This is a genomic window from Nocardia sp. NPDC004604, from assembly GCF_040609795.1.
Classification (GTDB): domain Bacteria; phylum Actinomycetota; class Actinomycetes; order Mycobacteriales; family Mycobacteriaceae; genus Nocardia.
The window spans coordinates 92,862-114,919 of sequence record NZ_JBEXLC010000005.1 but is presented as its reverse complement, the minus strand read 5'-3'; the positions used below and the strand labels follow the sequence as shown (position 1 = coordinate 114,919).

The 22,058-nt window shown below is 64.1% G+C and carries 1 protein-coding gene (only partly in view); it reads left to right on the top strand.

The genetic code is table 11. The annotated features are described in order from the left end of the window. Positions 1 to 22,058, top strand: the 3' portion of a protein-coding gene (locus ABZW16_RS04390; protein ID WP_354952062.1) for a hypothetical protein. It extends 7,702 nt beyond the left edge of the window; only the last 22,058 of its 29,760 coding nucleotides appear in the window; the start codon falls outside the window, past its left edge; its stop codon occupies positions 22,056 to 22,058.

Below are 22,058 nucleotides of genomic sequence, written 5' to 3'. Positions count from 1 at the left end.
ACGACGCCCTGATCGCGCTCGAGAATCTCAACCTGCTTGCCGGCCGACCGGACGCTGTCGATGCGCGCAATCCGAACGTTGGCCACCCGCTGACCGATTTTGGCCTGCAGCGACGCGCGCGCGGGTACCTGCGTCGGATGCCGAATAAGGAGGTCCTGACAACCCGCCTGTACGTGGAGGACCAAGCAACAGCGGCGATCCTGGTCGAACGCGGGAAGCATGACCGCCGGACCGCTGCGGTGACGCAGTTCGGGGGAGCGCTCTACCGCATCGATCAGTTCGGGGCACTGTCGAAGGTCGAGTCGGCGCCCGACACTGAGCTGTACGCCGTACTCTATGGTCCAGGCCACGTGCCAGTACAACCACTGGGGGACGCTCCGCACATCGATCCGCAGACCGACCACCGCAACGACGACGTTGCCTTCCAGCAGTTCTTGTGGCGATACACCTTGGTGCTGCACTGCCGACGGCTCACCGAGGCCGATCCCTATTCCGCCGTGGCCGCTGAAATCGCGAAGGATCTGCGCGAAGTCGCTACCGTCGCGCATGACCGAATGCTGGCACAGCTCGCGGTGCGTCGGGACCAGGCGGAGTACCGCCGCTTGATCATGAGCCAGGACCCAGCCGCGGTCGACCACGCGATGGCGATGATCGAAGGGTCCAACGTGATGGCCGGCCGTCTGGCCGAGCAGGACGAGAAGATGGCGGCACTGTTGGATCAGCTCGCCACACACCTGGAGGCAGCCGGGCTCTCCCCCTACGTGATCGACGACTTCTGCGCTCCTGCTTCGTTTCAGGTGCTGATCGACTTTTCCAAGAACCGGAATTTCCCGGTGCCTGCCTACGATCCGCTGTTCGACGGGACGCCGGCGTGGATGGAAGAGGCGGTGCTGGGCGGGTTCTTCCAGCGCCTGGGCTCCTACCAGAAGGCATACGAAGTCCTGGTTGACGAGGGACTCGACAGCTCCATGCTGCTGCACGAGACCTACCGGGCGTCGGGCGATACCGGGTCGGCGCATACTCGTGCCATCCTCTACGACGCCGACCCGCCGCTCGTCAGCGAATTGGCAGGCGACCTCGTGCATCCCTTCCCACCCGAGGAAAACCAGCCGCTGGCACGATTCGAAGACGATCCCGATTCGATAATCGGTCTCGTCCTGGGACCCAAGGGAAAACCAACACACCGCATCCCGGCCAACGTGCGCCGGAACCTGCTGCTACTGGTTGACGAATACTGCAGGGCAACTGACGCTTGGCAGCCCTGGGAACGCAAGGTTCGAACGCTTCGAGTCGTTTTGGGAACTCCCCTTGGCGAAGAAATCTCGGAGCCCCAGCTCGATGCCGACGTCATGTCGAGGTATGGCGGGACAGGGCAGATCGGTCGGCTACCGGAGGACGTTCGGGTCGATGCCGAGAGGGAACTCGCGAAGGCGACCGCCGAACGGGATAGGGCAGCCGTCGTTCGAGCCAACATCGGATTGCGGGCCGAAGCACTCCTGGCAGCCCACCGCCCCACCGAACTCGGCTACCTTCAAGACCCGACCCGGGCAGGACAAGATCCGTCACCTCAGCCCAGTCGGACCAGCCGATCAAGCGGGGATGGCGACCAAGCGCGGATCCCAGCGACCGAACCTCAGCTGACGAGGGAAGAGGCCGACACCGACTCATCCGGCGCCCTGCCCGACCAACACGATGACCAGGTAGGTAGTGGGGGTTCACGTCCGGTAAACCCCGGGAACGAGGCGGGACAGGCTTACCAGGATGACAGCGACAGCATGATGGCTCAGCTGGTCCGCGGTACCCAGCTCCATGTGCGCAAGGAACCCGAGGTCGTCCGGGCGGACACCCCGCGCCGCACCATGAAGCAGCGGTATTCCTACGTCGACGAAGTCGACGGAAGCCCCCAGCAGACGTGGACTTTGATCGAATTCATGTGGGAGCCGCAGCAAGGCCGCAACCGGAAGGCGATAGCCCTGCTCTGGGGGGCGACCGGTGTAGAGAATCCCCCTGATGTCTACCTCGACGCCGATGGCGCGGTGCATTCCTTCACGGGCGACAAGCCCAGCTCCAACGTTCCGACGGACGTCTTCGAATACCTGCGGACTCATGATTACTCGCCCGACCAACTGGTTGAACTGCGGCAGCGCCTGGAAATTCTGGAATCTGACTTGCGTGCGTTGGGCACGCCCGAATGGCACGCCTACGCCATGGGTCTGCTGGCTGAGGCAGAAGAGCGGGCTGCCCAGCACGAGTCCGCTGCCGTCGCCGAGCGGAAGGCACTCGATCCGACAACATCGCGATACAGCACAGGACCGTATACCACCAACCTCGGTGCAGACGCAGATGACGGTGCTGAGAACGGGCGTCCTTACGAGGACAACAGCACGAGTCTCTTGGCTCGGCTAGTTCGGGGCGCCCATCCCAGCGAACGCGAGGAACCCGTGCTCGTCCGGGCATCCGATCCCGACGCGCCATACCTCACCGAGAAACAGCTCTATTCCTACGAAGTCGACGGCCGCCCCCAGAAGCGATGGCTCTTGAAAGAGCACTTCCGATTGCCGCAGCATGGCCGCAACCGGAAGGCGATAGCCCTACTCGAGAAGGCGATCTTTAGGGGCAAGAAAAAGAAGCCTGCTGATGTTTACCTCGACCGCGATGGCGCGGTGCATACGAATTTCATGGGCAATCCGAACAACAACGACCCGCAGAGCGGCAAGCCCAGTTCTGGTGACCCGACGGAGGTCTTCGAATTCCTGCGGACCCATGATTACTCGCCCGACCAACTGGCTGAACTGCGGCGGGATCTGCAGCAGCTGGAATCTGACTTGCGCGCGTTGGGCGTGCCCGAGTGGCACGCCCACGCCATGGATCTGCTGACTGAGCGGGAAGAGCAAGCAGCCCAACGGGAGTCCGCGGCCCTCGCCGAGCGAGAGGCTCTCGATCCTTGGCAGGCCGCACTGCGCGATCAACTGGTCGATCTGAGGTGGCCTGAAGACCGGGTGGAGTCTGCAGAGGCTCTCACACGCGGGCTGATCGAGCTGGCCGCGTCCGGGGCGGCGAATCCGCACATCGACGTCACGGGTGTCGAGGATGTGGGTGACCCGCGAATTTCGGTGTCCGTGCGTCTCGTCGACGGTAGTTTCGCCTCTGCCGAAATTTCGGCGACCACAGAACCACCGCCTGCAGGTACCAAGCCGTACGGTCTGTTTACCGGCGTTCGCCCCGACAGATTGACGATCGGGCTGGGCGTCGTCGATTCCGCGAGCGGGCCTCGCGGAGCCGACGCGCCCGAATCCGGCGCTGAAGCGGCGCTGAAGCTGCGCCGGGTCGGTCGGGGCGATGCTGCGCAGGATGTGGCCCGGGCGGTCTCGGCATTGACAAACAGGTCCGCGGACAAAGGGTCCGCCGTCACGACGCGGGTGAGCATCGTGGTCCCCGAAACCGGACGCGTCGAGCTCGAAGTGCATGACGTCGGCATGTCGGCCACGAATCCGCATCCGGCACCGGTGATCGCGGAGCTGGACTCGGCTGCTCACAACTGGGGGATCGACAGGGACGTCACTGGACGCAGGACCTGGGTTGTCGTCGGCGACGAGCCGATCGACCAGGGTTTCCGCTCGAGCAGCCCCGCGGACGACTGGCCGCCGGATCTGGCCGCGCGGCGAGACACGGTGCGGTCAGCCCTTTCCCGCGTTGCCGACCGTATCGCCGACCGTATCGCCGAGCATCCCGGTGCCGAGGTTAAGCCCTTTGAGGTCGTGGCATTGAGCGAGGGTACGGTAGCCGCCTACTGTCATGTCACCTCGATGCTTGAAACCGCCTACGTCCACGACGTGGCGATGGAGGCCTCGAACGGCAACACGGATCTTCTCGGGCGGGTGCTCCACGCGACGATGCGTCGGCTGTTCCGCGAAAGCCCGGACGTGCACAACGTCATAGTGCGGCTAGACGCGAACGACACAGACACAGTGCAGACCTACCGGTCGGTGGGCTTCCGGATTACCGATGGAGCGTCGAAGAACAATGACGGGGCATCGCCAATCCTTTTGGAGCTGCAGCGAGAAGACCTCATCGGAACACGGGAACGGGATGACAACGAGAATTTCCTCGGCCGCTCCCCGGTGCACGGAGAGCACATCGCAGACATCACCGCCAGCCAGCAGGAGGCACTGAGGACGAGAGGCGCGAATCAGAGCATCACTGAATTACCAAACGAAGCGGACGTCGAGAAGGAATACGAGCAACGCGAGCTCGAGAAGGATGGCGTCATTTATGGTCGCGCTCAGCCGGAGGAAATCGAGCGAGCGGTCGCCGAGGGTCGGTCCATCATCGTCGAGGTTGTCGGTCCCTATCTTGTAGACTATCGCGGCGGCAATATTACTCTTGAGAATCTCATTCCGACTGATCGCAATGTTTTGATGGCGTCCGCAGCGCTTGTCAAATCTCTACGCGATCGGTATCCCGATGCTCATATTGTGATCGCCAACCTTTGGGACGACTACAACCTGCAGAACCCGGCCACAAGAGCGACCCGAGATCCCGAGAACCCTTATACCGAGGAGGAACTGACCTCCTTCAAGGCCAAACAAATAGCTCTTTTGCGCCAAGTCGGCATTCTCGACGACAACGCCGTCGAAGGACGAGACTTCTTTCTGGTCCAGGAAAGCATGATGCAGGAAAAAGCGCTCCAGTTGGTCGCAGATTTCGAAGAGCTCAGCAACCCAAACAACAACGTCGGAAGGCCCTTGGTCGAGGAGCTCGAGAAGCTCCACAACGATCCCAAGGACCGCCTCACGTACGAACCCGGATTTATCCGCCGCGATCCCGCCACTCGTCGAATTACCTTCGTCAGTCACAATCCAGAGAGTTCGACACTGCATCCGGTCGACATAAACGAGGAGGTCGGCGGTCACTTTCGCGGATTTATCCGCCGCGATCCCGACAGCCCACGCATTACCTTCGTTAGCTACAACCCAGAGAATGGGCTCCACTATCAGTTCGGCATACGCACCAAGGACGGCAAATGGGCATGCCAGTGGCTCGACTTCGCCAAGGCAATCACAGTGCTCGAGGCGGTCGGACCGGACAGCATGATGGTCGTGCCGATGGGCGCAGTAATGATCCCTACACTGGACAGGTTTTGGGAGCTAGCGTACGCGTACGGCATGCGTCCCGAGGACCTGCAGGTCTACTTCATCCGCTCGGATTTGGACACGCTCGCAACTGTCGGGGACACACTGGACATGCACGTGACCAAGAATGCAGTGACCAGCTCGACTACTTCCTCCGAGAAGACCAACCATTCCCAAGGCCCTGCAGCATCTGGCGAAACCAACGACGATGAGGATGGGGATGATCCCGATGGCTCCGTCCCCACCGGGCCGCCGTCGCCACCGGCCGGGCCCAGCGGAGGAGCTTCACGGCACATAGCTGACGAAAAGCCAACTCAGGCAAGCCAAGAACGGACATCCCGGGCGACCCAAGAACAGACATCCCGTGCGACCTACGAGGCCGGAACGGTCATCCAGCCGCTCGGCCACGAGCCCGAGATACCGCGCGTCTTAGCCGAATGGAAAGCCAGTCTCCCCGACAAAAACATCGACCCGGAACTGACCATCGAGCACGCGACCACCCTTCTTAACTACCTAAGGACCTACGACATTCCCGACGACCCACGCTGGGCGCAGGAGTCGGAACCCACTGATGAGGAGATCGCTGTCGTCGTCAGCAGTTGGGACATCGGTGCCGCCACACTCGCCGCGAACGATTTGCGTGGGACGGATCTCGAACTGTGGTCCAGCGGATATCGAGACGAAGGCCGCCGATTCGCCATCCAGGCAAGCAGATCCGGCATGAGTACGGACCGGATCGTCATAGAACCGGACGCGCGCAACACCCAGCAGAATATCCAGCGAGTCCGACAAGGTCTGGGCAAGAAGGTCCGCGTCACGAAACGTGCCCGCTTCTACAGCCATCCGCTGCACCCGCGGCGGCTCTTCGCCACCATCGCCAAACACTGGCCCGAACTCACGCACATCACCATCACCTCGGCCGACGTCTCACTGGAGAACTATCTGGCATACGGACTGGGAGGGGATCCGGCGACACCTTCTGACCCAACCGCCATGCTGCACAAGCTCCTCCACGAGATCCGCCAAATCCGCAATGGCCCCAGCCACGGCTACAAAATCGAGCAGCCAGAACCTTCGGACGTCACCGCCGCATACGACTGGTTGAACGAGAGGTTCCCGCAATCGGCGAAGATTCTGCGCATAGAGCAGATCTCGTTCCCCCGCAACGCGAATGCCATCATCATCGCCACGCAGGTCGGCAACGCGGTGGGAGGGACAGGCGGCCTCGGCCTGGTACCCGCGCTGACGCAGCTAATCCGGCGCGGGGTGCTCGACACAGGCGCGGCAGCCGGACAGGTAGACATCGCGCCGGGTCGCCATCCGCTGGAAATCTCGGTGCGGTTCGACGGGGAACCGACCGAGCGAGCATCGCTGAGCGTGGTCACCGTCCCGGATGAATCTCCCGGTGAGCACTGGTCGGGTGAGGCTCACTTGCGGATAGGCAGAAACGCAGGAGATGTCTCCGCACCCGTCGCAGCGTTGACCGACGCGATCCTTGCAGCAGGCGCGCACGCGATTGAGAACCCCCTGCCGCGGAGGGCGGTGGCGGAGGTTGTGGCTGCGGCACGCGCAGCAGTTTCCGGCGACATCTGGCTGAACCTCACTGTGCAACGAACAACCTCGACGAATTGGAGCATCGAGGCCGAAGTCGAGGATGAATCGGGACCGCTGGCACGCATCCGGATAGTCCGCAGCGAGAGCCACCCAGAACCGATAGTCGAGAAATTCATCGACGAGAACCCAGACCGAATTCCCCGGCAAGGCACCCACCCTCGGATCGCCACCGCGTACTCCGACCCGACCCAAAGTCCTGAGACACAGGCACTTCGGACACCGCGAACAGGTGATTCGCAGGAGTACGAACCTGACGAGGTCACCGGCCTCGACGAAGGCCAGACCGGCTTCGTAGGCATGACGACGCACGAACACCACGGCCTCCCTGACGACCTGATCGAGCTGTACCGCCGATACCAGCGAGCCCTCGCCGCAGGCGACCCGACGGCCGGAGAACTGCGCACGGAGCTCGACAGCCGCCTCGAGAAATCGGTGGATGGCCCGGCGTACCTCGAGCGCTGGCTGGCAGCGGAGGACCGCATCGAAGCTGCGGTAGCCAAGCAGGGCAAGACGGTGGCCATAGTGCGTGACGAGACAGTAGATTTGCTGCATCGCGAATTCAACGGCGAGATCGTCACCCGGACTGTCGAGAAAGTGAAGTCAGCGCGATATTTCGCCCGACGGACGGCGCACCTGCGTAACGAGCTGTGGACTCCGCGGACACCTTGGACAGGGAACTCGCTGGAGCACGAATCTGCCTTTATCACTGACCTCCGCAACAACGAACTCAATTGGTTCCACCACACCCCTGATAACGATCCGCGGGTCGACAATCCCGAAGCGGAGAAGCCGGTCAGGCCCGAGACGAAACTATTTACCGTCAACCCGGCTATCGAGAAGTTGTGGTGGTCCGAAGTAGCCAATAATGGCGGCACAGCTCTCGAAAAGGCTGCCGCGCCGATTGTGGCATCGAATGCGATGCACTCGGCGACGGCCATGGTTTGGGTGACTGGCTTTGGCTGGGTCCCAAACGTACTCCTCAGCGTGCATGCCGGGATCATGGCCGACCGCCACCTGAAATGGGTGATGCGCATAGGCCCCTCAGTTGGTGCAGCCGCTGCCATCACCGGCGCTGTTTCCGCTGGCCTGGGCGTCTCCCATCTGGACGCGATCCTCGCTGCGACAGCGTTCGTCGGATCCGCGGCTGGCGTATACGTCGGCAAAGGCCTCGAAAAAGAGGTCCGATTCTTGCTCGCCGCCGAGCAGCGGGACGAAGGAAATCGACGTATGGCAGTGATCCAGCCTGCCACGGATATCGGCGCTCGGGTATTCGCGCCCACCGCTGTGGCCATTTCCTCTTGGCTTCCAATGGGCCTGAATGCCGCGTCGTTCGGGCTCGAGGCGGTAGTGCAGATGGGCCTGCAGAAGTCTCTCCCTCCGCAGATGCCAACAGCCCGACGCCGTTTACTTAGCGATATCCGTTTGGGTGCCCGGGGACTTTGGCAGAACCAGCCTCTTAGAGATTTCACGAGCTTTACCTCTATCAACAATATTGCCTGGAATGGCCTCTTTGTAACGCGAGTCGCAGATGTGATACAGAACCCGAACCTCTCAGGATTAGAAAAGGGCGCAGCGATCGCCGGACCCGCAGCGGGCACATTGATCGCCAACCTCTTGCCGGAAGAATATAAGCGCAGGATAGCAAGTCTCGAATTCTCGCAATTGTATTCGAGAGCACTTTGGGGTTATCCCTTGGCCATGGCCGTCACGATAACGAACAATCCTGTGCTGGTGCCGGTGGGACTTGCGACTCTTGGGGGACTTGCCCTCTATGTCAATGCCGGGCGTACCAAACTTCAGCAAGAAACGATCCCCGCTGATCGATTGGGTACGCAGACCGGCGTGATGTCCATGGTCCTCGGCGCTGGTGCGGCAGTCGGTGTCTTCGCTTTCGGCCCTCTGGTGGCCGCCCACAATAGCGGCCAGGTCGGCGCCGAATTCGCGACGACCATTGCTGGTGTCAGCGCCGCTGGCTATAGCCTTCTCAGGTTCAGCCGACGCGAGCGAGCCTCGAAACGGCGTGCCGCTGTTCGACCCGCGATCGATCAGCTTGGCATCACCGACCGCGTGGGTAAGCGAGAACTGTGGCGTTTCTATGACGAGACCCGTGACCATGTCGCGCCAACCATCCTCATGGAGATCGACGACATCGTCGCCGCAGCCAAGTCAGTCGATCCCGCGGCCACGATAGTGCTCGTCGACCAGCGTCTGAAACCTGCTGCCGCGGTGCACGGTCCAGAAGTCATCAGCGAGCCGATCGACTGGAACCGTCTGCGCCCTCTAACAGCCGCAGCACGGCAGGAGGGCGGCGCCGATGGCGCCGCTCTTGCTCAGCTCACCCAGATTCTCAATGACGCAGGGCTGTCGGTGACTCGTCGAGGCTCCACGTTTGTGCTGGTCAGTGTGGACGACAGGGAATGTGCGGACCTCTGCGAGGATCTCAAGCAGATCTATCGCGAGACACACTGGCTGCACGCCTCATTGCTGTCTGCGGTTCCCGGTCGTGGCGGCCGGGAGCAAGCCATGGAGGCAGCCGTCGCAGCGTTGAACACTGATCTCGGTCGGCAGGCCATACACGACTATGCGCAACATGCCACCCGAAGGAAGGCCGCTGGGAAGGAATGGCGCACAAAGGCCTCGAAAGCTGCGAATACTGTGCCGCGCTACGTCGATCCGGGCGCGATCGACATAGCAGCTGCCCGGGCCGCAGGCCGGGTTTCCGATACAGAGGACCCATCGCCTTTCGGCGACATCACCATCAATGCCTTCCCTGGTCGGGGTACTTACGAGCCGGGGCCGGACCGGGATTCGTCCGACGAGAGCGACGAAGATAGTGACGACAGTACGGCGGATATGCCTGCGGAGCTTGCGGAAATGCTCGGTGGGTTCGGCTACGTTCGGATCGCTGAGTCCGCTGGGCTAGGTGAACCTGCGATCGTGGTGTCTGTTCAGGACCGGCGGCGAATCGCATTGGCGCTTCAGGCACTGGTGAACAGTGAAGACGACCTTGCGGAGCGCGTGAGCCATGTCGAGCGCGAGTTGCGTAGTTACGCGAGAATCAACCAGGTCTGTATGCGTACCGGGCGGAGCTCGGAATTGGTGCCTTACCGCCTGCAAGTGGGCGACGAGGTGGCTCTCACCATCTATCCGATGTTCGAGCCGGACTTCACCTCGGCGCGTGCGGATTTGGGAATCGCCGACCGTAACGGTATGACAGTGCCGATGGCCGACTTTGCTCTCGCCGCGGCCACCCACGCAGCCCGTGACGCGGCGCAGGAAGACACACCTGGGCCTGGTATCGACGGTCGCCCCGCAATGGTCGGTGTTGAGTCGTTGCCGATGCCCGATCGTGCAGATGATTTCGCGCGGCCGTTGAGTGACAAGGATCAGCTGAAGCTGGATAAGCGGAGAGAATTCGCAGCTCTGCAGGCTGCCGAGGTGAACCGAATATTGGAGGAACTCTGGGCGCGAGCGAGTGAGCTTGCTGCAGAGGATTGGGAGGACATCTTCGATGCGGTGATTGTCTGGCGTGCGGGTCTCGACGCTACGCGTTTCGGCGCAGGGGTGGCGGTCGGTCAGGAACGATTGCTGCTCCCGATAACTGACGACGCACCTAATCGCGATGCTATTGGCGAGGTCGGGCGGCTGCGTGCCGGATCCGAGTGGAGCGAAGAACTGCAAACCTTTATCGGTGGTCAGGAGACGCCCGCCAGCCGCGTCGTTGCGGATGCCGGTAAATGGGCGGAGCGACGATTCGAAGCCGAGGGAAATGAAGGCGACCTGCTGCAGAACATCGTACGGCTGGCACCTGATATCCAGGTGGACGGCAACAGTATCGTCAGAGGTCGCTTGGCATCCGAGGTCGCGCTGGAGGTGAAGCGCGGAGTCGAGGCGAGGGCAGGCCCGGTCCACAACTTCGACGTCGGCGGCGAGAAGATGTACGTGATCACTGCGAGCGAGAAAAACCGTGCACTGATATTCAGAGCCGCCATGCAGGAGTTGGCCCGGTATTCCGTTGGCGGCTGCACTGACGCGGCGATGGCCAATATCGCGTATCTGTTGTATCAATCGCTCGAATGCAAGCGCGGCTCCGATGCGGTCATCAGAACGTTCCTCATCGCGACCTCGGTCTATCTCATGGGAAGGCCCTTGGTCATTCCGCAGGATATCGATCTGCGCGCCTACACCATGTCGCAAGACGACTTCGTGCAATACGTCGTGTCCCTAGCGTCGAGGCCTCAGCCGGGCGATACCGGCCGTGACAATGTCGACATTGCCAATGAGTCCACGCACTCCGCCGCGAACGGCTCATCCGCGCCGCGCGGACGCGAGCAAGGTGCGCAGGCTGACGGGCAGCCGGCGGTGGCTCCGCCGCTGCCAATGGCTCGGGGTGATCGGCACGCGCTGCGTGAGGTTCAGCGTCGTCTGCGGGATGCGTTGGAGCGGGCGGGGATTGCTCAGCAGTCGGCGCGTGCAGTCATGGTGGCTTTCACGTGGCTTGTGGAGGGTTTCGCGTGGAAGAATCTCGGCAGTGGTGCCGAAGCGCGTATGGTGTATCTCGAACGCGGCGCGGTAGCGATGGACATCGTCGTCGACAAAGCGGTGAAAAAAGCGGACGCCGAAACCATCGGCAATGTGCTAGCGAATATGGCTGCTGTACAAGTCATTCCGTGGTCGAGCCGGGGTGAAACCTTGCTGCGCTTGCATATCGGTCCGACCCGCGATTCGCTGGCAGGTTCAGCCGGGAGCGAGGCTCCCGACGGCAGGACCACCGACGCCGCCACAGGTGAGCCGAACATCGACGCGAAAGAGTCATCCGCCCCGCAGGGGCGCGCGGTGTTCGGTCCGGCATTGTGGGCGGGTGCCGAGGAGCGGGCCGTGCGCTCCCCGTGGTCCGGAGAGCAGGAGCCGCGTTCACTGATCGATCCGCGCAATCTGTCGGTCAATCGTTTCAACGAGGGTGTGCCGGAAGGTGATTCGTCATGGTCGGAGCTTGCCGAGGGTCTGCCATCGGTGGATGCGATGTATGGCGAGCTGGTGGTGTGGGCGTACCGGGAGGCTGATCCGCGTGCACTGGCCGAGCGGCTCCATGACGACGCGGTGCGGGTGTGGAACGCATTCAAGGAGGGGAAGCCTGCTCCACCCGCGGTGGTGCGTGCCGTTGCCCGTGCTGTCAACGTCGTGTTGGACCGGCTGATTATGGACGTGTCGGACCGTCGGCCTCCCTGGCAGGAGCAGGTGGTCGGCAGGCCGGAGCCGCCTGCGCTGGTCAAGGGTGCCGGGGGTTACCGCGGCGGGGTCGCTGTCCTGCATCAGCTCGCGAGCGATGTGTTCAATCTGGCGGGGTCGTTGACCGTCGAGCTACCACAGCGGCTGGACGTGGCCGACCCGAGTTGGCCGATGGGGTACCTGAGCGAGCTTCCCTACGCGTTGCGCATGTTGCTCGTCATGCTGGCCGCACAACCGGCGGGCGAGTCGGGATACGCACGGCGGAGCCGCCTGCGGCGCGACTTCTGGGTTGGCTTCAGCGACGTCGCTGCCTACTACACCAGGGACCGACGAGTCCATGGTATTAGCTGGTCAGAGAAGGCCGACGGGTATCTCGAGGAGCGCGTCGGTTACGACGATGGCACCGTGGCGGCGTTGGCGGCGTTGCCCCCGGCCAGGTCGGACTTCGAGATGGCCACACGTGGGACGGGGCAGTTCGCTGCGGCGGCTTCCGACTTCATCGGTCATCTCGGGATTGTTCTCCGTCATGTCGTGCCTCATACGTGTGATGAGGATTTCGTCCGCGATGTGGTTGGTCAGACCAAGAGGGCGTTCGAAGAGATCGGCGAGTTCGTGGGGGACACGCGTGTGCCGGTGGTAAGGGTGCTGGAGATGGTGACACCCTTGGATTCGGTACTGAACGGGGGAAAGAGCCATGAGAAGACGCTGCGCGAACTGTCTTGGGAACACCTCGGAAACCCCGAAGCAAGGTCCGATCTGCTGGCGTTTCTCTGGGCGATGCGGATGGAACTCGACGAACTCGCACACGTCACTGGTGTCGTTCTGTCGGAGGTCCAGGAACCTGCCGAGCACTCCCCGTCGACCGTCGGGGCTGCTCAGGCGGACGGGCACCCCGAAGGCGACTCGCCTGCTGCCCGCCTCGACCGCGATATCGCCGCTTTCGCAGCGGATGTCGCCTCGACCGTCACGGAGCGGGTCACGGACCCTCGGGCGTCGGAGGTGATCAACTACTGGTTGTCGACGAGACTGCGCGGCCTCGAACGCGAATGCCGCAGGCAGTACGAGCCGTTGACCGATATCGGTAGTCTGGACCGACCTGACCTCAGCGCCGAGCAGATAGCGGTGCAATCCGCCGAATACGCTGTCCGCGAGGGTGTGTTGCATTGGATGCGGGAAGGACTCGACGCCCGCATGTCAGTGGCCGATATGCTCCCTGACGCGTCGATCAGCCAGGTGGTCCGTATTCAGCGGATCATTGCCGATGCGTTGGTCGTGATGCCCGATGACTCGTGGCCCCGGGTTTACGTGGATCGTTACGAAGACGGTTGTGTCATCATCACTTTCGAGCACGATCACGGTGCCATCCCGGCGGAGACGGTGGGCGTGCTCGATCTTGCCGAGACCCCGTGGACCGACACGGTCGTCGAGGACGGGCAACGCTGCCTCGAGTTCGCTTTCACCTCAGACCGTGCGCACTTGTCCGAGTTCGAGGCACCTATCGTCATGGCGGATCGTCGGATCCGCCGTATGGTGAACCGCGTTTCGCCGGTGCGCCGTCGTCTAGCGAACATCCGCCGTCCGCGACGTATCTACCCCGTCGAGGCCGAAGTCGCTAAACTGCGCTCCGCGACGGTGACGGTTCGAGGCTCCCTCGAGGACCTACGCGTGCACCGATTGGATGACCGGATACGGCTGTTCAAGCTCGTTGACGAGGTCACTGAAGCCTGGCCGAGGTCGCACCGGGACGTCGCTCAGCAGGCGGCCGCCACCATGCTCACCGCCATTCCGCTCAGTCGTCGCGTTACTTTCGGGACTGAAGAGCACATGGGACCGACGGGACCCGAGCTGAAGCTCACCATCACCCACGCCGACTACACAACGCCCCGTCACCGCCTTGTGACCACCTTGACGGCGCTGGGTGCACGCTGGCGGGAATTCACCTCAGACGAAGGCGTCGGTTGTTCCATCGAGGCCTACCTGCCGTGCGTCCCTCGCGCCGGTCCGGACACCGACGGGAACGGCGATTCGGCAGATGGTCCCATTGGACCGCGGGATTCGCGCGGACCGGACGGTGTTGACGCCCCGCTTGCCCACGAATTCCGGGGCGATCTCCTGCCGCAAGGGCAGGCCGTTACGTCGGGTAGCTCGGTGGAGCCCGAGGGGAGGTCCGAACCGGATGCCGACGACCCTGATGCCGGGATCACCGAGCATCATGCGTCGGCCTTGTCTGCCATCAGCATTCACGGTCATGCCGCGAGTTCGCCGAACGGCCTCATCGGCAGCGCGGCGGTCAGGCAGGCGCTGCACGGCCGGATCGCGGTGGCGGGGGACGATCATGAGCCAGAGCCGCCCCGGCGCGGCGGTCGTTCGGGCGCAGCCGATTTCGGCGTCGAGTCGAACGAAGACGCGGTAACGGGCGGCGGCGCGGGCACACCAGGCGTGTTCTCGGGCAGCGGGTTCGCCGACGAGCCGAATCAGTGGCTGGGGCCGATACTCGCAATGCTGGACGAAACCCGGCTCGGTCGTGTGATTCTCGACTTCCTACGCGAAAAGCGAATCGAGATAGCGCCGGATACGCGCGGTTTGTCACTGGTGCGTGCGGCGGACACTATTGGCCGCGGAGTGTACTTCGACCCGGAGCGCATGCAGGTCACCGTTGCGCGCGACGCACGCGACGAGAACGGCAACGTCGTAGCTCGCGACATTGCTGCTCAGGCCCTGGATTTGGTGGACGCCGCCGAACAACTGAGGGTGCATCTGGAATACGAGCCCGGTCCGTGGCAGCTGGATCGTGACACTTTCGTCGAACACGCCACAGCCGGGATGCTGCTGGCCAGGCGCACACGCGCGGCGTTCGCGGCCGAACTGAGCACGGCGGGCCACCAGGTTCCCATGGGCCACGTGGAGGTCGACGAGTCCGAAGTAACTCGATACCGGCAGTGGCTTGGCCGCGACTGGGATCGCGCACACGGCTTCACTCCCGAGTATCAGTACGAGGGCATTCAGGCACACCTGCCGTCGCTTTCGACCACGACATCGTTGTGGCCCTTGGAGGAACGGCGACGCGCTGTGGTCAACGAGCATCGGCTACTCGGTGAGCGGCTCGCCGAACTCGGCGCATCCGGATCGGACTCGGAAATCGCCGAGCAGTGGCGTCGCCGCAGGATCGAACTCGCAGGCCACAATAGGCGACTGGAACTCGAGATCAGTGGTCTCGTTTCACGGGATGTGCTGCAACGCATGCAGGCCGAGAACCCGCTGGCACAGATCGTCGGTGACCATGTGCTGTGCTTGCCGGGCGAGACCGTGGTCGTCGGGACGGATGCGGACTTCCCTCGGATCCCGTCGTTCCTCGCCGAGCCGGGCGCGGCCGCCGAATGGGATGGCGTCCGGTCGTTCCGACGTCTGCACGGCATGCCGCCGTTGGGTGTGTACTCCGAATCCCTCGCGCTGCCCTGGTCGTTACACGCGGTGCCGGACGACACCGTGTGGAACGGTGAGCCGCGCAATACGCGTCCGGGCTTCGAGTTCTGTCCGCAGTATGAGCCGGTGCTCGACGAGGAAATAGCGGAGCTCGAGCGTATCCGGAACATGCTGCACGACATCCACCTGCAGATCCAGGCCGGTGTCGACCCACTTCTGCACGCCGTGCGATGGCAGGACTTCACGCCTTACCAGCGGCGGTTGGCCATGCGAGGGTGCCCGCTCGAGGTGATGCGCTACCCGGGGCCGAACTGGGACGAAATCCGGTTCATGTCACTGCACGTCCTGATCCCGGAGACGCAGGACGAAATCAAACGCGGCTTCGGTGATGTGCCTGATGCGGTGAAGCACGCGTGGGATCGCTTCCGCGACAACACGGTACGGGCGATGCGACGCGCCATGGAGAAAATTGCCGCGCTGCCGGAGGGTACAGACTGTCCGGAGCCGCGTTTCGGGCGGTTGGTGTTCGATCCCCTCGACCCCGGCAGTGCGCGGGTGCCACTGCGGTTCGGCGCACCGGAGAACAACCTCAGGTTGTGGCGCTACGACGCGACCTCGCCCATATCGCCGTCGGCCGAGCCGGAACGCGCCGTGGACGCGGTGCTGGCCATGCATGCCGTGGTCGTCGACGATGGAGTCGATTCGATCACGAGCGTGATGGTGATGCAGGCGGGCGTGATGGTGATGCAGGCGGAGGGGATCGTCGCCGATTTGGTTCGCGACCTGCGAGCACTGACCAATCTACCGTTGCAGAGGCACATCCTGATCGGCGTCGGCCCGGAAGCGGCCATCGCGATGTCGCAAAGCCACGCGCTCGCGAACCGTCCCGGTATCGCGGTCGTCCACCTCAATCCGGGGCCCGAATATGATGCGGCATTCGCGGCGATCACCAAGTCTTACCGAGCGAGTGGAGACCGCGGCCTCGGGTCGGACCCGGATGTGGCGGCGCGCGCCGTGCAGTGGCTTTCGTCCGATTACCCAGGCATGCCCGGCGACTTCGTGAACCCGCTGGACGTGATCTGGCAGCCCGACCCGGTCTTCCCGTGGCTCCGTGCGTTCGCGCAGGACGATGCCGATCGATTCGAGGCGATGTATCCGGTGGTCGACGCGGTGCTGTCGTTCTACCACACGCGCAACGAGCAGGGATTCGCCGACCTGTGGCTGTCGATGACATTCGACCAGCGCACGTTCTTGACGCAGTGGTTCGGCTACGCCGTCGCCCAATTCGAGGCCGCAGATCTTGTCGCACGCAACAGCGCCATTCACAGTTTCGCCCACCCCGACCTTCCCGGGAACAGGCTCGCGTGGATCGAGGCCGCACCGGAACGGATCGCCGCGGTCCGAGACCAGCTGCGCCTCGGTCTGGAGGGCCTGCACACCCTTGCGGAACAGCAGCCGATCGGTGCGGTGTCAGACAGGCGGCTGAAATTCACCGGCATCGAGGTTGGTGCCACCGAAGCGGGTGACCGGCTAGAGGTGACCGTTGGCGACAATAGGGTGGCTCCCGGGGTTCTCGTGGTCGCGGCGCAACCACTAGAGCAGCTCACTGAGGCCGTCTCGACCGCACTCGAGATCCGCAGGGCGACAGTCGAAGCCGGTTGGCCTCGTACACTTGGCCTGGCACTGCAACGCAGTGGTTCCCCACGGCTCTTGCCGACGTATACCGACGCCGTGGCCTACGGCACGGACAGCGCGCGAATGCTGCTGGAAGCCCTGCGCCGCCCAGGTGCGGCAGCGGGCATCGCACGGATCGTGCTCGTGAACGCACGTCGCCTGACCACGGATGACGCAAGTGGAATCGATTCGGGATCGGTGTATTTCGTCTATTCCGGTGCGCCGGGAAGCGTCCCCGAGGGATTCCCTGCGGCGTCGGTCGCGGACGTCGCCCCGGACGACCTCCTCGCCTATGTCGGTCGAATCGTCTCGGCCGCACCTACTTCCGAGGCCACGGCCGAGGTAGCCGAGCTGGAGGAGACGCTGGCGTTGGGCAGCGCACCGCACGTGTCCCAGGCGGACATCGCGCGGTTGGGCGCGGCACGGGCATGCCCCGATCTCGTGCGTGACTTCCTCGTCGAGATGGGCGCTAGGTTAGGGGAATTCACCGAGAAAGGCGCGTTCGACGAGGTCACCTTCGACCACTTCGAACAGACATTGGACTGCGCGTTCCTCCCGCTATTGGCGTACCCCGGTAGGGCCGCCTTCGAGGCGTTATTCCAGGCTCTGATCCCCGACGCGGACGACCCGCGCGAGGATCCGGTCGACGCGATCGTGTGGCTCGAAGAACTCGGCTTAGTGGAGGACCGTCGGCTGCCTTACCATGCGGCGGCAGCACGGTGGCACGGAACCCGCCGCACCGACGGCGGAGCGGAGTTGCCCGCCGGGATATACGTGCACGACCCCGCCCGATGCGCCGATCCGAACGACGCCCGATACGGTATTCCCTTCGACCGCTGGGACCCGCCATCGAACCTCAGGGAGTTGGCGGTCAGCTCATGGCGGAAAGACGAATTCGGCGTGCTGCGTGCCCTCCTGCCCTATGCGAACGGTGCAGAGTACCCGGAGCGGATCCTGCTGCAGCGCGACGAGCCCGTAGCGCTGACCGCAGGCTACCTCCGCGCCCTCAGCCGATCCCGAATTCACCGCGCCCTCGGTTTTCCTCCGGGACCGTCTCCCGCCGAACACCACCCCTCGCTGCCGACAGCCGACGTCCACGCCTCATCCAGCTATATGGCGGCAAAACCTGGGCGAGCCATCACGGGCCGGATCGACCTGAATGCTCCCACGCGTGCGTCGAGATCCGCAGGCTCGCCGGACGAAGGCACTTCGGAAGGTGCGTCAACGAGTGAGTCGAGGCCCGTTGGTGAGCGCGCGGCGGCTCGCGGATCCGGGGGCGGCGCGGGCGGGTCCCGGACCTGGGACGGCGGAGCTGCCGATGAGCTGCCGATGCCGTGGCAGAACGTTGAGACGCGGCGGCGGGGGAAGTATGCGATCGGAACACCCGGCGGCGTCGACGAGTTGGTGGGTCGCCTCGTCGGCGGGACACATCGGCCCGTCGCGGTGAGCGACTTGCCGGGCCTGGACGCGTCGGCACCGTATGTGCCGCAACGCGACCCGCGGCGAGGGTGCCCGGAAGACGCTCGCCAGGCGATGAACGCCGCAGGCGCGCAGATCATGCCTTTCACTGAAACCGGCGAGTTCGGGGAAGTGACGCAAACGCATTTCGAGGCGACGACCGGAGGAGCCTTCGTACCACTGATCATCCACGAGTCCGTCCGCGCGGCCTGCGACAACTTGGCCGCCGAGATCGCAGACTCCCGGCGATCGGGCGCGATCCCGGCAGAGCAGCGGGTCGATGCCGCGTTCCTATTGGAAGAACTGCGGGTCGACGGTATCCCACTCGATCAGCACGTCAGCGTGATGCGCTGGTTCGATGAGCGCGAATCCGACAGCGGCGAAACCCTTCCGGAGGGCATCTACGTTATCGACCCGCTTCGATACCCCGAGGAGGGGGCCGAAGGAGTTCCCTACGATCGATGGGAACCGGACGGACGGACGGTGTCGGTGGCGCGGATGGACTACGTCCGCACCGATCCCGACAACGCCGCTCTCGCGCCGCGCTACACGCCTGCCGACGCGGATCGGTTGTTCCCACGGCAGCGGGCGCGGTTGTCGGACCGGCCGATCGCCATGTCGCAGCGCAAGCTCGACGAGGGGCTGTTCGATCCGCAGTCCGGCGAGAAGCAGGACTACGGACGAGATTTCGCCGCCCTCAAAGGCGATCTGATCATGCTCGGCGATGGCGCGCGGGCCCATGTCTATGAGGACGCGGGCGGCACCACGATCCGGTACGAAATCCGCGTCGTGCGCGGTCGTGTTGAACGCACCTCCCAAAGTTTCGGCACGTCCACGTTGCACGCCGTCCTGTTCGACGGCCGAGGTCGGGCGATGAATCCTACGTTGGAGTGGGTCGCTGAAATGGGGTCGGTCATCGCGGATTTGGCGAGTGGCGTCGGGCCGCTCGGCCATGGCTTCGACGACCCCTACACAGCCCTGTCGCCCGCGAATTGGCAACGGACGCTACGTATCTGGAACGAGCTGCTGGCCCACGACGAGGCAGACCTGCAGGCAGCGCTCCGCGGTGCGGCGCTCACGGAGCACCACGTCGCGCTGTGGGCCCTGCATGCGGATAGCAGGTCGAGCACCCTGCCGTACCAGGAGATGCTGGCCGAGTTCGTCGATCGACGGGACCGGCTCGCCCGGCTGCAACGGCTGGTACCGCACTATCACGTGCTGCTGGAGCGAGTCGGCGACCCCGATGCTCCCACGCGCCGAGCGCTGTTGGTCGAACTGGCCGGGCGTGACACCTTGCGTTTCGGTCAGGTGGCCTGGGTCCGCGACCGGCCGAACCCGCCGCAGCTGTGGGTGGTGGCGGCCGAAGGCAGACACATGGCGGTGCGGGACGCCGCAGTCCGGACCATCGACATACCGCGAGATGTCCTGCACGCCTTCATTACCGATGGCGTGGAGCGGCGCTACTTGCGGGTCGGTAGCGATGGCCGGACGACGTGGCTCGACGCAGTCGACGTCGAACTGCCCTATCGGCCGCGGTTCCACGAGGCGGTGGAACGCGAGCTCGCTCTCGAATGGCTGGACTCCGACACGACGCAGAGTTTCGGCGCCTGGTTGGCGACTCTCGGTGTGGGCGGCGACCTCTTTACTCCCTCGATTTCGGTGATGGCCGCGCCGGTGCCGATCGTCGTGCCCGCCGCGCTGATAGACCATGCAAATGTCGAGGCCCGATTGCCCGACTTCGTCGACGCGTTGCGCCGCGACCCGAATCTCACCGGGCCGGTCCGGGTGCTGGCGGAGTTGGCGCTGCGGCGACGGCCGATCCTCGAGGCGATTCCCGCCGAGCCCTCAGGCCGGAGTGATTCGCGAGGATACCGGACGATCCGTGTTCCCGGCCTCACCCATCTGACGATCCGCGTGCAGGACGACACGGCCGGGAACATCGTGGTTTTTCCGGCGCTAGGAGATCACGGCTTCGCCGACGCGTTTTCGCGGCGGTTCGCTGGTCAGGGCGCCGCGGACGAGGCAAGCCTCTTCGCGAAGTTGTTGGGCCGAGGACCGGCGCACCTGGCAGACGCGTCCGAGTTCGCCGTGGTGGCACGCGTCGGCGGCCGGTTGCTGCCTGCCGAAGCGGCGCCCGACACCGACGGTCCGCTGCCGAGGAATCATCCGGCCGCGGCACACGCGCGCGAATACAACAGCCGCGCCGAATTGCTTGCTCACCTGGTGAAGCTGGGCCGGGGCCGCGTCGAGATCGTTGAGCACGGACCGCAATCGACCAGGAAACTTGTCGTATCCCGGAACGCGAGTGGCGATCTGGTAGCAGTCGACAAGAACCGCGACGACGTGTCGCCGTACGGTCTCGCCGAGAGCACGTCGCTGCGGGCGGTCTGGTATGAAGACCAGCCACAGGACCCGACTCCCGCATACCGGGACAGCCTGCGAGCGCAGCTGCTCGCGGCTATGGCGGACATTTCGACCGAATTCCCGGAGCTGCTCGGTTTCGACCTGTCGGATCCGGACGGCGACCGAGCGCGTTGGCGGGCCGCCGTCGTGGACGCGACAGTTGTCGCGGCGGCCGAAGTCAAAGCGGTGCACCAGGATTTGGATCGGCACCGCGCGGAAACTGTCGCAGCCGGTCTCGATACGTCGCCCGGAGCGGACGCACTGGCACCCATGCTGGCCCGCCTCGCCGCCCGCAAACGGGCGCAGGAACAGTTGCGGGAATTGGCCCGGGTCGCTGAGTGGTATTTCACCGCAGAAGATCGAGTGACCGATCTCCAGGTTCGCCCGGGGGACGTGCTGGAGGGCCTCGGCCAGGCAGTCGACGACCATGTGATGATTGCCCCAAGCTCTGATGGATATGAGCTGCTGGTCGCGGCGACACCGGGAATGCACAAGCATTGGCTGCGCGAGCTGGCCCTCGAGCACCGCCGCGCAGGTTATGCCGACGCACTGTGGAACCCGCGGCCCGTCCGTTGCTTCGAGGTCGCGCTCGACGGTTCGGTGCGCGAGATCCCATCAGGCATCGTTCTAGGGCCTGCGCGCGACGACTTCCGCCGTCATGTCGAGGCGGAACTGGTGGAGGCGCTGCTCGCTACTTCGGAACCACTGCGTGGATGGCCGGGCAGCCTGGCCATGGACCGGCCTTACGGGATGGCCGGGATCGTCGCCCGGCGCGACGATCCGACCCTGTCATCGGTCGACGCACTCGTGGCGCGAGCGTTGTTCGACGGCAAGCCGCCGACGGACTGGGCCGCGGCCGACCTCAGGATCCAGCGCTGGCTGGCCGCGAGCGAAAACCACGCCCTCATCGAGGTCGACGTCCCCGGTTTGCAGACCGTGACTGTGCGCGGCGTCAAATACGGTCGTAGGTGGGGGCCTTCGCCGCCGATCGGCGTGTCCGACGCCGCAGAATTCGTGTCACTGTACCGGCCCGGACTCAGAGCATCGACCCAACAGCGTCTGGGCAAGAAGGTCGCCGACCATATCCTCGACCCAACGCGCCACGCCCGGCCTAATGGGAGTTGA